The organism is Microbacterium sp., assembly GCF_031178445.1.
Classification (GTDB): Bacteria; Actinomycetota; Actinomycetes; order Actinomycetales; family Microbacteriaceae; genus Microbacterium.
In genome coordinates this window covers 88,597-100,799 of the sequence record NZ_JAPSIY010000004.1, presented here as the reverse complement: position 1 = coordinate 100,799, position 12,203 = coordinate 88,597, and the positions used below count along the sequence as shown (strand labels likewise).

The 12,203-nt window shown below is 68.1% G+C and carries 12 protein-coding genes; 6 read left to right on the top strand and 6 right to left on the bottom strand.

Going from position 1 to position 12,203, the window contains the following annotated elements; genetic code table 11:
• Positions 1 to 31: 31 nt before the first annotated feature.
• Together RIN43_RS07180 and RIN43_RS07175 are read left to right on the top strand one after the other, a co-directional pair.
• Positions 32 to 1,474, top strand: coding sequence for a carboxylesterase family protein (locus tag RIN43_RS07180; protein ID WP_309128219.1), 1,443 nt, complete (start codon positions 32 to 34; stop codon positions 1,472 to 1,474).
• A 98-nt stretch (positions 1,475 to 1,572) separates the two neighbouring features.
• Entirely contained in the window at positions 1,573 to 2,472 is a 900-nt protein-coding gene (locus tag RIN43_RS07175; protein ID WP_309128218.1) for a S41 family peptidase, read from the top strand.
• Positions 2,473 to 2,480: 8 nt separating this feature from the next.
• On the opposite strand, the gene RIN43_RS07170 is transcribed toward RIN43_RS07175, so the two are convergent.
• Complete coding sequence (locus tag RIN43_RS07170) at positions 2,481 to 3,341, bottom strand: phosphotransferase (protein WP_309128217.1); 861 nt, start codon at positions 3,339 to 3,341, stop codon at positions 2,481 to 2,483.
• 104 nt (positions 3,342 to 3,445) lie between these two features.
• Positions 3,446 to 5,014, bottom strand: coding sequence for a multicopper oxidase domain-containing protein (locus RIN43_RS07165; RefSeq protein ID WP_309128216.1), 1,569 nt, complete (start codon positions 5,012 to 5,014; stop codon positions 3,446 to 3,448).
• A 194-nt stretch (positions 5,015 to 5,208) separates the two neighbouring features.
• On the opposite strand from RIN43_RS07165, the gene RIN43_RS07160 reads away from it, so the two are divergent.
• Positions 5,209 to 6,408, top strand: coding sequence for a sensor histidine kinase (locus RIN43_RS07160; protein WP_309128215.1), 1,200 nt, complete (start codon positions 5,209 to 5,211; stop codon positions 6,406 to 6,408).
• A complete protein-coding gene (locus tag RIN43_RS07155; RefSeq protein WP_309128214.1) occupies positions 6,405 to 7,058 on the top strand; it encodes a response regulator transcription factor in 654 nt (217 codons plus the stop codon). The genes RIN43_RS07160 and RIN43_RS07155 overlap by 4 nt, the downstream gene beginning before the upstream one ends.
• 4 nt (positions 7,059 to 7,062) lie before the next feature.
• Here RIN43_RS07155 and RIN43_RS07150 read toward each other — a convergent pair whose 3' ends face one another.
• Complete coding sequence (locus tag RIN43_RS07150) at positions 7,063 to 7,671, bottom strand: GNAT family N-acetyltransferase (RefSeq protein ID WP_309128213.1); 609 nt, start codon at positions 7,669 to 7,671, stop codon at positions 7,063 to 7,065.
• Between the two features lie 275 nt (positions 7,672 to 7,946).
• Between RIN43_RS07150 and RIN43_RS07145 the strand changes: the two genes are divergently transcribed.
• Together RIN43_RS07145 and RIN43_RS07140 are read left to right on the top strand one after the other, a co-directional pair.
• On the top strand, positions 7,947 to 8,399 hold the full coding sequence (locus RIN43_RS07145; RefSeq protein ID WP_309128212.1) for a hypothetical protein: 453 nt from the start codon (positions 7,947 to 7,949) through the stop codon (positions 8,397 to 8,399).
• A 212-nt stretch (positions 8,400 to 8,611) separates the two neighbouring features.
• Complete coding sequence (locus RIN43_RS07140) at positions 8,612 to 8,977, top strand: DoxX family protein (protein WP_309128211.1); 366 nt, start codon at positions 8,612 to 8,614, stop codon at positions 8,975 to 8,977.
• Positions 8,978 to 9,003: 26 nt separating this feature from the next.
• Here the strand turns inward: RIN43_RS07140 and RIN43_RS07135 are convergent, their stop codons facing one another.
• Genes RIN43_RS07135 through RIN43_RS07125 form a run of 3 tightly spaced genes read right to left on the bottom strand, consistent with a single transcriptional unit; the run spans position 9,004 to position 12,197 of the window.
• Positions 9,004 to 9,936 carry a carbohydrate ABC transporter permease gene (locus RIN43_RS07135; protein ID WP_309128210.1) on the bottom strand — a complete coding sequence of 311 codons (933 nt, stop codon included), beginning with the start codon at positions 9,934 to 9,936 and terminating at the stop codon, positions 9,004 to 9,006.
• Positions 9,937 to 9,945: 9 nt separating this feature from the next.
• Complete coding sequence (locus RIN43_RS07130) at positions 9,946 to 10,902, bottom strand: sugar ABC transporter permease (protein ID WP_309128209.1); 957 nt, start codon at positions 10,900 to 10,902, stop codon at positions 9,946 to 9,948.
• Entirely contained in the window at positions 10,899 to 12,197 is a 1,299-nt protein-coding gene (locus tag RIN43_RS07125) for an extracellular solute-binding protein (RefSeq protein ID WP_309128208.1), read from the bottom strand. The genes RIN43_RS07130 and RIN43_RS07125 overlap by 4 nt, the downstream gene beginning before the upstream one ends.
• Positions 12,198 to 12,203: the final 6 nt, after the last annotated feature.

Genomic DNA, 12,203 nt, shown 5'->3' with positions numbered 1-12,203 from the left:
CGACCGCGATACTGGAGGCGAGGTGATGCTCATGACAGAAGCGCCGATCGTGCAGACCGCAGAGGGCCCGGTACGCGGTCTCCGCCGCGACGACGACCTCGCATTCCTCGGCATCCCGTATGCGGCACCGCCGACAGGCCGGCGCAGGCTCCTCGCCCCGCAGCCGGTCGAACCATGGACCGAGGTGCTGGATGCGACCACGTACGGCGCCACACCGCAGCGACGTGAGGAGCCGAACGCGCTCATCCCCGAACCGAGCGTGCCGGGCGCGAGCACACTGAACGTGAACGTTTTCACCCCCGCCGTGGAAGGCTCTCTCCCAGTGCTGGTGTGGATCCACGGCGGCGGGTATTCCGCCGGTTCCCCTGCGAGCCCCTGGTACGACGGCCGGTCGTTCAGCCGCGACGGCGTGGTGACCGTCACCCTGTCCTACCGGCTCGGGTTCGACGGCTTCGGCGTCATCGACGATGCGCCCGACAACCGTGGGGTGCGCGATTGGCTCGCAGCCCTCGAGTGGGTGAAGCGCAACATCGCGGCGTTCGGCGGAGATCCCGAGAAGGTGACCATCGCCGGACAGTCCGCCGGGGGCGGGGCGGTGCTCACGCTGCTCGGCATGGCGAGCGCCCAGCATCTGTTCCGCGCCGGGATGGCGTTCAGCGCGGCACTCGGCGATCTGCCCCGCGAACGCGCCCGTCGGCGCAGCATCCAGCTCGCGGGGATGGCAGGCGTGACCGAGGCGACGCTCGACGGGTTCAGAGCGGTCAAGGAGCGTGAGCTCACCCGACGCCAGTACGAGGCGTCGCTGCTCGGCAAGGCCGGACTCGCCGCGACCACGGCCGTGCTCACCGACGGACTGCCCTGGGGCCCCGTCATCGACGGTGAATTGATCGAGCGCCCGGCGCCGGAGTCTCTGGCGGCGGGCGTCGGCGCCGGCAAGCCGCTGCTCCTCGGGGCCACCGACGACGAGTTCACGATGGTGTTCGACACCGCACCGCGGATGCTGCGCCGCATCCCCGCGCGTCTCGCCCTTCGGCTGCTCGAGACGGCCGGCCCGCGACGCCGCCGATGGCTGCGGGCGAACCGCACCCGCCGCGGGGCCGTCGCCGTGCTCGGCCGATTCGTCACCGACAGGGTGTTCCGCTCGCTCGTGGTGCGCGTGGCCGAAGCGCGACGCGGCTCCGACACCTGGGTCTACCGGTTCGCGTGGGTCTCACCGGCGCAGGGATGGTCGTGTCACTGCCTAGACGTGCCGTTCTGGTGGGACTGCCTCGGCGAGAAGCACGTAGCCGCCCTCGCCGGCGAGGACCCGCCGCAGTGGCTCGCCGACGACATGCACGCCGCCGCCGTCTCCTTCGTCCGTGACGGCGACCCGGGCTGGCCCGCCTGGCGCACCGAGCCAGGCATGACCCGGGTGTTCGGCGATCAGCCGAAACTCTCGCGTTCGGCGTACGACGACGCGCTGCCGCTGGCTTGAGACACCGATCGACGTGAGTCGTCGCTCTGGGGCGACATCGCCCGGACCGACGGCTCACTATCGTGGCGCATCCATGGACTCACAAGAGGAGATACGTCGTGACGAGCACCACCACCCCTCCCGGCCCGACGATCCGCTGGGTCACGGCGGCCGCCCAGCGGCAGGCACTCGACGGCCTTGCGGACCTTATCGAGAAGCACTACGTCTTCCCCTCCGTTGCGGACGTGTGCGCGGACGGGCTGCGTCGCCGTCCGGTGCGTTCCAGCGGACTCTCCTCCTCGGCGCTCGCTCGCGAACTCACTGCGCAGCTGCGCACCCACGACCGTCACTTCGCGGTGACCTGGGGGGCGCCATCATCGCTGATTCGCTCGGTTCCCCAGCGCGATGCCGATTCCGATTCCGCGATGAGCTTGCGCGCCGTGGGCGGGATCGGGATCCTCGCGGTCAGCAGGTTCGACGACGCGATGTCGGCGGATGCGGCCGCACTCGCCGACGACTGCCTGACCGGTCTGGAGCACTGTGACGCGGCCATCGTCGATGTGCGTGGCAACCCTGGCGGCTGGCCGTCGATGACCGAGCACCTGCTGTCCGCATTCCTTGGGCCGGATGCCGTGCACGTACTCACCTTCACCCGCAGAGGCGAGCCGGCACGCGTGGTCCGCACTCGTCCGCGCCGTCCGGCAGGCCGGCTCGCGGATATTCCGCTTGTCGCCCTCGTGGATGAACGAACGGCGTCGGCGGCCGAGAGCCTGACCTACACGCTGCAGAGTACGGGCAGAGCCGTGATCGTCGGGCGGCGGACCGCCGGTGCAGCCAACCCGGTGGAGAGCTTCGCCGATCGCAGCGGCTTCCATGTACTCATCCCGACCGGGGCCCCGGTCGATCCGCGCACCGGCACCAATTGGGATCAGAACGGCATCACTCCGGATGTCGTCGTCGGCGATGCCGATCATCCGCTGGCGCGTGCTCTGGCGGAAGCGCGGCGGCTGCTGCGCTGACGGCACGCTCACCGCGTCGTGGCGAAGGTGTGCTCGAAGGTGCGGTCGGCGTTCGCGAGATAAGCCGCGCGGTGCACCGGATCCTGCACAGCGAACGCCATGTCTTCGATCCATTTGCATCGGGCGTGGAAGACGATCCTGCCGAACTCCGCTTCGGTCACCGCGATGCTCAGGCCTGATGCCGCCCCGCGCATCACGTTCTCGCCGAAATCGCGGAAGATGGACCCGAGGTCGCGGGCGCGGTCCGCTCGTGCGGCATCGGCCCAGTCGACGATCCCCGTCACCCGTCCGGCTTCATCCACCAGGATGTGCTCGGCACCGAGGTCGTTGTGCTGCGGCTCGGATTCTCCTCGGGTCGGCGGCGGGGGCTCGTCGAGGAAATCCTCGACGAGTCGGATGCGCTGGCCGGAGAGGTGCCCACGGACCGCACGAAACCCCTCGACCGCGTCTCGGTGCCACGCTTCGTTCGGATACAGGTCGGCGAGCAGCCCTACGGGCGGGCCGACGCGGCGCAATGCCGTCAGCACGTCGACCACTGCACGCTGCACGGATGCCGGGTCGCATCGCGAGCCCCGGATGACCGGCGTGCCGCGAAGCCGTCGCGTGACGAGCACCCCGAGGGTCGCCTCGTGGACGAGGGGAGTCGGGACGGGAACACCCCCCGCACTCGTGAGAGCGGCGAGCAGCGCGGCTTCCCGTGAGACGGCCTCGCCGTCACCGTGCCGGACGATGCAGCCGCCGACGGCGAAGGTCGTGCTCTCGACGCTCCTCGCGAGTACGTCGACCGCGTCCGAGCGGCTCCAGAGCCGGTGCCGGCTGTTCACGCGCCGGAGCAGGTCCCTTTCCTGCTCATCGGGTTCGATGCTCAACGTCGGACCTCTTTTGTCCGGGCCGGGGCGGTCTCCTCGCGGACCACACACCACAGCGATCGTGCCAGCACCGCCGCCGCGAGATCCATCTCCCGGTCGCGCCGTCAATGCCCGTGGCCGTCACCGGAGCCGCCCATACCGGAGTTGCGGCTGGGACGGTCATCGCTGACCACGAACTGCGACATGAGCCCCTCGTCCTCGTGGAGCAGCAGATGGCAGTGGATCATGTACGGATTCTCGTCGTCGACGTAGTCCTCGAATCGCATCATGATCCGGTACCGCCGTCGCGGTTCGAGATAGATGGTGTCCTTCCACCCTCTGAGCTCTTCCGGCGGAGCCTTCCCATCGATGTCGAGCACCTGGAACTGCACGTCGTGCACGTGCCAATTGTGCGGGAAGAGATCGCGATTGGTGACGTTCCAGAGCTCGGTCGAGCCCACCTGCATCACTTCGTCGATGCGGTCCATATCCATGCGCTGGCCGTTGATCTCCCGATTCTGCACCTCGAACGTCCGGGTGTTGTCGGCGTCGGATTCAGCGAATCGCTCTATCTCGGCGAACTGCTCGGCGAGCGGTGCGGACGGCTCGAGCACGTCGGCCGCTCGCAGCAGCATCACGTCGAACTCGGAGTTGCCTCCGAAGGCGAACGGCTCGGCGACGTCACCGAGGTCGGGAGGCAGCGACCGCAGCATCGTCTCCGTCCCGGGCTGCATCGCGACGACGATCTCGGCGCGCTCACCGGGCGAGAGACGCACGTGATCGGTGGTGACCGGCCGTTCGAGTAGTCCTCCGTCGGTGGCCACGAGAGCGAAGTCCCGTCGGTCGTCGCGGGCGAAGTCGTAGGTGCGGGCGCTGGAGCCGTTGAGGATGCGCAGGCGCACGAGTTCGGTGGTCACGTCAAGCATCGCACCCCATGCACCGTTGACGAGCACCATGTTTCCCAGCAGGCCGATCTCGTTGCCCTCGGAGTCCAGCGCGAACTCCCCGTCGGAGCGGAGGCGTTTGTCCTGCACGATCACCGGAACGTCGTCGACGCCGTACTGGGAAGGCAGCCCAAGAGCGCCGGATCTCTCGTCGTCGAGGATGAACATCCCGGCGAGTCCGCGGATCACATGCTCCTCCGTCTCGCCATGCGGGTGCGGGTGGTACCAGAGGGTCGCCGCCGGCTGGTCGATCCGCCACTGCGGACGCCAGTTCCCGCCGGCCTCGATCGGCTGGTGGGGCCCACCGTCCATAGCGGCGGGGAGGTGCATGCCGTGCCAATGCACCGTGGTCGTCTCGGCGAGGTGGTTCGACACTTCGACAGCGACGTCCTCGCCGCGTTGCGCACGAAGCGTCGGCCCGAGATAGTCGCCATTGAAGCCCCAAGTCGTGGTCATCACGCCGTCCACGAACTCCGACATGCCTTCCTCTGCCGTCAGCGAGAAGACCCGCACGCCGTCGATCACCTCGGAATCGGCCAGCGGCGGAATGGGCAGCGCCATGTCGAAGGACGGCGGGCTCTTTGGCGCGAACACCGTCGAGTCCGAGCGGAGATCCGACTCGAAGGCGCAGGCGGTGAACGTCGTCGCCACGACCAGCACGGTCGCGCCGAGGAGAATTCCAGGACCGATCAGCCTGCCGGTGTGTTTCCGACTCCGGCCGTGCCGGCTGCGATCTGCTCTCTGTGTCATGTCGTGCACGTTAGGGATGGCGAGGAGGCCGCCGCGTACGTCGGTGATCGACAGACCCGTCGTCCGGAGGCGACAGCGCCGCGGAGGTCCGTTCGCGTGGGTCCCGCTTCGGACCCTCACCGCGCCCGCGCCGCGCGCGGGATGTCGCCTGCGGGCGACTCCGCGGTGGTGACCGCAAGATCTAGCATGACTGCATGACAGGCAAGGCCCACGCGGAGGACGACCGCATCGCGCACCCGCGGCCGCGGTTCCTCGACGTCATACTCGGGGTGGGCGTGACGCTCATCGTGTCCCTGTTCATCGCGGCGGACATCGAGAACGCCGATCCGGACGGGTGGGCGTACCTGTGGGCATTCGGTCTGGGCGGTCTCATGCTCGCTCGCCGGCGGTACCCGGTCGTGGTCGTCGTCCTGTCCGCCGCCGCCGTCCTGTCGTACTATGCGGCGGGATACCCCGCCATCGGCGTTGCGGTGCCGCTCGCCGCGGCCGTGTTCTCCGCCGCGGAGCGCGGACGGATGACGGCCGCCATCATCACGTCGGCCGCCCTCCTGCTGATCTCCGTCGCCTACCGCCTCGCCGCCGGCCAGGACCCGGCCGTGGTCGTCGGCTACGACCTGCCGGGCCACGCACTGCTCCTCGGCGGAGCCATCGCGTTCGGCGACAGCGTGCGCTCCCGGCGATCGCTGCGACAGCAGGCATCCGAGATCGCGTCGCTGGTCGCGGAACGGTCCCTGCGAGAGGCGGAGAAGCAGACGATGTCAGAACGGCTGGCGATCGCCCGAGAGCTGCACGATTCGGTCGGGCACGCGCTCACGGTGGTGACCCTGCACACGCAGATCGCCGAGGAGACGCTCGACGCCGACGAACGACCGTACCCGGACGACGCGACCATCCGCGACTCGCTTCGGGTGATCTCCGAGACCGCGTCCGGCTCGTTCGAGGAGCTTCGGCGCACCGTCGCGCGCCTGCGAAAGGAGGACGGAGCGGGTCATGCGGCGCCCAGGCTCAGCGAGTTGGAGACGGCGATCCGTCCCGCGCGCCAGTCCGGTCTCACGGTACACACGCACGTGTCGGTGCCGTCACCGCTGCCGCCCGGGGTGGAGGAGGCGATCTACCGGATCGTGCAGGAGTCGATCACGAACGTCGTGCGCCATGCCGCGGCGTCCCGCGTCGACGTGAACATCATCCGGCGGGAGGGCCATGTGGACGTCAGCGTCGTCAACGACGGGGTGGGGGACCGCACGCCTGCGGACCCGCGAAACCGAGTGTGGAAGGGACGCGGCCTTGCCGGGATGCAAGAGCGAGTACTGCTCCTCGGTGGTAGCTTCTCGGCCGGTCGGGAAGCATCCGGATTCGCCGTACGCGCGTCGCTTCCGGCGGAGGCTGCGTCATGACCTCCGTCGTGCTCGTCGATGACCAGGATCTGGTGCGGACGGGGCTGCGGACGCTCCTCTCCCGCGACCAGTCGATCCGCGTTGTCGCGGAGGCCACCGACGGGCGTCGCGGTGTCGAAGCGGTGCGCCGACACCGGCCCGATGTGGTCCTGATGGATCTGCGGATGCCGGTCATGGACGGCATCGAGGCGACACGGATGATCCGCGCGGACGACCGTCTCGCCGAGACCAGCGTCGTGGTGCTCACGACGTTCGACGACGACCAGGACATCGTCGAGGCCATTCGGGCGGGCGCCGTCGGCTACCTGCTGAAGAACACGCCCCGCGACGAGCTGCGCGCCGCCGTCCACCGCGCTGCGAACGGTGAGCGCCTGCTCTCGCCCGCGATCACCGAGCGGCTGATGAACATGGTCGCGACGGGGCGGGCCGCAGCTGCACCCGACCCGAGGCTGGCGTTCCTGAGCGCCCGCGAGCTCGAGGTGCTGGCACGGATCGGACACGGCGACACGAACGATGAGATCGCGGTCCGGCTGCATCTGAGCCCGGCCACCGCACGAACCTACGTCAGCCGCATCCTCGCGAAGCTCGGCGCCCGTGACCGACCGGAGCTCGTGGTGCTCGCGCACAGATCCGGGCTGGTCGAGGAGTGACCGATCACCCCGCCGGTCGGCGCATGAACCACGTGGGCACGCCGAGCACATCGGCTTCGCCGATGACCGCGTAATCGAACCGGTTGTAGAAGCCCACCGCCTCGGGGCGGTCCGTCTCCAGGTATCCGACTGCACCGATCGCGTCCAGTCTCGCGACGTGACGCAGAAGGAGCAGACTACCGATGCCGCGTCCGCGGAGGTGGCGGTCGACCGACACCGGCCCGAGATGCACGTGTGGTTCTGTCGGGTCGTGACGCGCCCACGTCCGGTTCCATTCGAGCAGCCGCGAGAGGATCGGCACGCCCAGCGTCGAGGCCGTCGCCAGCAGCCTCAATCGCGCCGGGGGATACGGCTGGCATCGTCCTGGCGCGGCTGAGGCGGCGACGCCGATGAGTTCGCCCGCCTGCTCCACGCCCTCGATGTCCAGCGCCGACGTGGTCAGCAGCGTTCGAGTGAGCCGCGCGTGGCAGCGGGCACGGTGCTCATCGCCCCCTCGGTACACCGCGACGTGGACGGGATTGTCTGCCATTCCTCTCCCGAGCAGCACAGCGGCGCGGTGCGTAGCGGTGCGGTCGAGGGTGATGACGTTCAGGTTCGGCTCTTTGATGCTCACGACGGTCCTCGCTCGTAGTGGACGATGCACGGACAGCCTGCTCGGCGGGTGGTGTCGGTGAAGCCCTCGAGGGGCGACTTCCACTGCTGATCCGCGACGGAGGCTGCCGTCGCTCCGGAGCGACGTCGCCCGTCGACGGGCGACGTCCGGGGAACGGTGCACGACCGGCACGATGAGTAGTCAAGCGGGTCGACGCGGATTGTCTCCTGCGCGCGACCGCGTTGTCGTCACCAAGCGGATGACGTGTCCCGATCCGGCCGCCTACCGTGGCGGGCATGACTCATCACGCGCCCTCCGAAACTCCACGGAACACCGGCCTCGGGTTCCCCTTCGTCGCACTGGTCGGCCTAGCGGCCCTCGGACTCCCCCGGGTGATCCTGCACGACCTTCACATCATCGAGCAGAACCACATCCTGAGCTGGGTGCTCGCTCTGGGTCCGATGGCGATCTGGATAGCAGCTGCCGTGATCAAGAAGGTTCCCAGCCCGTTCATCACGGTGCTGATCATCGGCGTCATCTTCGGCGTGATGCTCGTCACCACCCACCAACTGCTCTGGGAGGCGGCCTACCAGGGCCACCCACCGGCGCTCGGAGAGAGTCCGGGCGCGACCGTCATCCCCCGAATCGCGGCGCTGTTCAGCGGGATGTTCACCAGCGCGCTCACCGGCGCCGTCTGCGGCCTCATCGCGTGGGGCGCCCAGTCGGTCGTCAAGAGGACGAGTGCCTGACGATTCTGCGAGGCGGCGCCCTGCCCTCGAACTGGAGATGATGTTCGGGCTCCCGACGCCGACGCGCGATCATCGGCATCGTCGTGGCGTTGCTCGTCGACCGTCGCATCCGGCGGCGATGAACGGGCGGCCCTCGCCCCGGAAGACTCTGTACTCCGATTGTCCGGAAAGCCATCGCACCATCGATACGGTGCTCGAGAGGAGACATCATCATGTGGATCGCCTATTGGGCCGCGGCCGGCTCTCTCACCGTCCTCTTCCTCGTGGCGGGCGTCACCAAGCTGCTGCGGTCGAGATCCGCGCTCAAGACCGCCGGCATGGGTTACGTCGATGACTTCACCGATGCTCAGGTGAAGCTGATCGGCGCAGCGGAGATCGCGGGGGCAGCTGGGCTCGTTCTGCCGATGCTGTCCGGAGTCGCGATGGGCCTCAGCCCCGTCGCCGGGCTGTCGCTCGCCGCCCTCATGGCCGGCGCGATCGTCACGCACGCGCGTCGCGGCGAGCCGTTCCTGGTTCCCCTTGTGCTCGCTGTCGGGTCGGTCGCCGTGGCGGTACTGGGCCTCCTCGTCATCTTCTGAGGGCGCCGGCTCACTCGCCTGCCCGACTACTTGCCCATGCCGAGGGTGAGCCCTTCGGTCAGTCGTCGACCCAGCCACAGGTAGATGGCGAGCATCGGGAGCACGACGATGCACAGCCCGGCGAAGAGCCCTCCCCAGTCGGCACCGGAGTATGTCTGCTGCTGGATGAAAGAGATGAGCGCAACCGGGAGAGTGTACTTCTCGGTGGACTGGAGCAGCGTCAGCGCGAGCAGGGTCTCGTTCCAATGCGAGATGACCTGCAGCACGAATGCGGTGAGGATGCCACCCTTCGCGAGCGGTAGCGTGATGCGCCAGAACGTGCCGAACGCGGTGGAGCCGTCGAGCGCTGCCGCCTCCTCCATCTCGAGGGGGAGAGAGCGGAAGAACGCCGTCAGCAGGAACACGGTGAACGGCATCGAGACGCCGATGTACACCAGGTTGAGCCCGATCAGGCTGTCGGTCAGGTACACCTCGTTCAGCATCACGAACAGCGGGATCACGATCACCTGCGCGGGGATCCCGAGGCCGAGCACGAAGTAGAGGGTGAGGGAGTTCGTGACGCGGTTCTCCACGCGGCTGAGGTAGTAGGCGGCTGGGGCTGCGACCGCGACGGTGAGGAACGACGACACGACGGTGGTCACGACGCTGTTCATGGTGGCGGTCGCGAAATCACCGACGGTCCAGGCCGCGACGAAGTTCACCGGATCGAGGGAGGTCGGCAGCCCCCAGGGGTCGTTGAGGATGGAGCGGGTGTCGCGGAACGCCTGGATGACCATCCACACCATCCACGCGATGTTCAGCGCGACGAACAGCCACAGCAACACGAGGCCGATCCCGCGCAGCAGGCTACGGTCGCGTCCGATGGCGGCCCGCCTGGGGCGTGGTCGGCGACGATCAGGCGGGATCACGACGGTTCGGGTGGTCACGTCGGTGACGGGCGGCATCTCTGTCACGGTCACGGTCTTCTCCTAGAACTCGATCGCGTCGCGCTTCATCACGCGGCGCAGCAGCAGCACCAGCACCGACACCAGCGCGAGCGACAGCACCGCCGAGGCAGAGGCGGCGCCGTAGGCGGGCACGGATTCGCCGGAGAACGCGGTCACATAGGTGTACACGGCAGTCGTCCAGGTCTGAGTGGGCGGCATGCCCTGTCCGCTGGAGCCGCCGAAGATCCAGATGATCTCGAAGATCTTCACCGACGAGATCGTCCACAGCACCGCGCAGGTGCCGAAGACATCCCAGGTCAGCGGGAGGATGACGTAGCGCAGACGTTGGAAAGCGCTGGCTCCGGCGAGCGCGCAGTCCTCGTAGTAGTACGGCGGGATGCGGTCGACGCCCGCCATGAGGATGGTGGTGAAGTATCCCGTGGTTATCCAGGTGAGCATCACCATGATGAGGGGGAACAGATTGTCCTGCGACAGCCATGCCGGCGGCTCCTCGACGCCGAGACCGGCGAGCAGCGTGTTCACGAGCCCGCCGGGATTGAAGATGAAACCGGCCAGGACGCCGAAGATCATGGCGTTCACGAGGTGGGGGAAGAAGATCACCGACCGGGCGACCTTGCGCCCGACCATGTCGCGCAGCACCAGCGTGAGGCCGAAGGCGATGACGAAGATCGCCAGGCCGACGACGAACAGCAGCAGCAGCGTGTTGCCGAAAGAGCGCAGGAACAGCTTGTCAGCGAAGAGCCGCGTGTAATTGCCGAGTCCAACGAACTCCATGGGCCCCGCACCCGCCCATCTGTTGAAGCTGATCCAGACGGCGAACACGGCCGGTGCGACGAAGAGCACGGTGTAGAAGAGGAACGCCGGGCCGACGAAGGGCACGAACAGCCTCCGCCGGGCCTTGTCGATCGTGGTGCCCCCGCCTCGCCGTCCTCGCGGGACGGCGGGGCGGGCCACCGGCACCGTGGCCGCCTCCGTCATGAGTTCTGCTTCCAGTAGTCGATCTGGCCGTTCTTCATCGTCTTCACGAACTCGCCGGCGCCGGTCTTGCCCAGCACGAGGTCGTTGATCGCCGGCCAGAGCAGCTTCTCCGTGTAGCCGGGGAAGCTGATCCCGTCGTTCTGCAGGAAGTACCCGTCGGCGGCATCCAGCGCAGCCTTCACAGTCGACATCTCCTCGCTGACGGCAGCGTCCTGTCGGATCGGCAGGATTTTCGCGTCAGTGCCGAGCGCGTCCTGGTACTCCTTGCGCAGGAAGAACGAGGCCAACTGCTGCGCGTTTCCGGCGTTGTGCGCTCTCGCCGGCACCGCGAAGCCCACGAAGTCGGCGCGCTCGGCGTTGCTGCCGCCGTCGACGAGCGGGAACGGGAACGAGGAGTACTCCATGCCGTCCGCGGCGTAGGGCCCGGTCTCGGTCGGGATCCACGTGCCGTTGAACAGCAGTGCAGCGTCATCGCCGGCCCACGCCTGCTGCTGCGCCGGCCACTTGCTGGCGTTGTAGCCGTCGATGAAGTAGTCGCCGTCGACGAGCTGCTCGACGAGCTCGGCGGCCTCGATCGCCTCGTCGGAGTCCCACGCCTCACCGGTCTCGTCGGCGGCGATCTCCTTGAGCGACCCAGGACCGGCGACGCGCACCATCGCCGACGTGAACCAGTAGGCGTTGTATCCTGCGACATCGCCATCGATCGCGAGCGGCGTCTCGCCCTCAGCCTTCATCTCGTCCATGACCGCGAGGAAGTCCTCCCACGTTCTCGGCGGGCTGTCCGCGAGCTCGGGGTGACGCGCAGCGTTGAACCAGATCGCGTCGCTGGTGAGCGAGTAGGGCAGCATCCAGGGCGCGTCCTCACCCTCCACCGTGAGAACGTCACCCTTGAGATACGCCTCGGGCACCAGCGTGGAAACCTTCTCGCCGTCGACCTCGGCGTCATACGCCTCGACGAGCGGCTTGGCCTGCCCGGTCTCGGCGAGGACGGGCGCGAGCTTCGCGAACGATCCGTCGACCAGATCGGGGACCTTGTTCGTGTTCAACGTGGGGACGACCTTCTTGATGTTGTCGCGTCCCTGCCACTGCACCTTCACGTCGATGCCGGTCTCCTTCTCGAAGTCGGCGATCGCGGCGGCGACGACCTTCTGCTGCGCCTCGCCCTCCTTCCACATCGACCAGTAGGTGAGTTCCGTCGAGTCGGCGGAGCCGCCTGCGCCGGACGCGCATCCGGCAGCGGAGAGCGCGACCGCGCTGATGAGGGCGACTGCTGAGAGCTTTCGGATCTTCGCCATCGGATT

Coding starts and splice junctions, on each gene's coding strand:
- RIN43_RS07130 (WP_309128209.1), bottom strand. CDS start 10,902: ATGACGGAGGCGGCCACGGTGCCGGTGGCCCGCCCCGCCGTCCCGCGA.
- RIN43_RS07145 (WP_309128212.1), top strand. CDS start 7,947: ATGACTCATCACGCGCCCTCCGAAACTCCACGGAACACCGGCCTCGGG.
- RIN43_RS07160 (WP_309128215.1), top strand. CDS start 5,209: ATGACAGGCAAGGCCCACGCGGAGGACGACCGCATCGCGCACCCGCGG.
- RIN43_RS07155 (WP_309128214.1), top strand. CDS start 6,405: ATGACCTCCGTCGTGCTCGTCGATGACCAGGATCTGGTGCGGACGGGG.
- RIN43_RS07125 (WP_309128208.1), bottom strand. CDS start 12,197: ATGGCGAAGATCCGAAAGCTCTCAGCAGTCGCCCTCATCAGCGCGGTC.
- RIN43_RS07180 (WP_309128219.1), top strand. CDS start 32: ATGACAGAAGCGCCGATCGTGCAGACCGCAGAGGGCCCGGTACGCGGT.
- RIN43_RS07140 (WP_309128211.1), top strand. CDS start 8,612: ATGTGGATCGCCTATTGGGCCGCGGCCGGCTCTCTCACCGTCCTCTTC.
- RIN43_RS07165 (WP_309128216.1), bottom strand. CDS start 5,014: ATGACACAGAGAGCAGATCGCAGCCGGCACGGCCGGAGTCGGAAACAC.